Below are 632 nucleotides of genomic sequence, written 5' to 3' on the forward strand. Positions count from 1 at the left end.
ATGTGTATAAGAGACAGCCCCAGGCCCGGCTGACGTCGTAGACGCCGGGCACGTCCCGCATGGCCCGCATCAGCCCGGGCAGTACCGAGGCGTCGGGCAGCTGCAGGGTGTAGCTGTGCCGGACCCGCTGCTCCACGGGCGGCTCGACGGTGGCGGAGACCACCTCGACCCCCTGGCGGGCGATGGCCTCGGTCAGGTCGGCCAGCAGGTGGGGGCGGCCGAACGATTCGGCGAGCAGGGTGACCCGGCAGTCGGCGGTGGCCCGCCAGTGCACGGCGACGGAGGTACGGCCCAGGGAGCGCATCTGCGCGACGGCCGGGCAGTGCACCCGGTGGACGGTGACGGCGCCGCCCCGGACGACGAACCCGGCGACCGCGTCGGGCGGTACGGGGGTGCAGCAGCCGGCGAGGCGGACGTGTGCGTCGGGGAGGTCGGCGACGGCGTTGCCCCCGCCCCCGCGCAGGCCCGGCACCGAGAGCGGGGCGCGGGGGGCCGCGGCGGCGGGCAGGGCCCCCTCGGGGTGGGCCTGGAGCCAGCTGCTGATGGCGATGCGGGCCGCGGGGGTCTTGGCGTGCTCCAGCCAGTCGGCGGCGGGGCCGGAGGAGGCGTCCTGGGCGAGCAGGAGCTGGACG

1 protein-coding gene is annotated in these 632 nt (G+C 76.9%); it reads right to left on the reverse strand.

Annotation, left to right across the window (positions count from 1 at the left end):
• Nucleotides 1–632: ACT domain-containing protein (locus VR44_RS24820; RefSeq protein WP_045949806.1), on the reverse strand; the 632-nt coding region annotated here is incomplete at both ends.

This window comes from Streptomyces katrae (assembly GCF_000966975.1).
In the GTDB taxonomy this organism is placed as follows: domain Bacteria; phylum Actinomycetota; class Actinomycetes; order Streptomycetales; family Streptomycetaceae; genus Streptomyces; species Streptomyces katrae.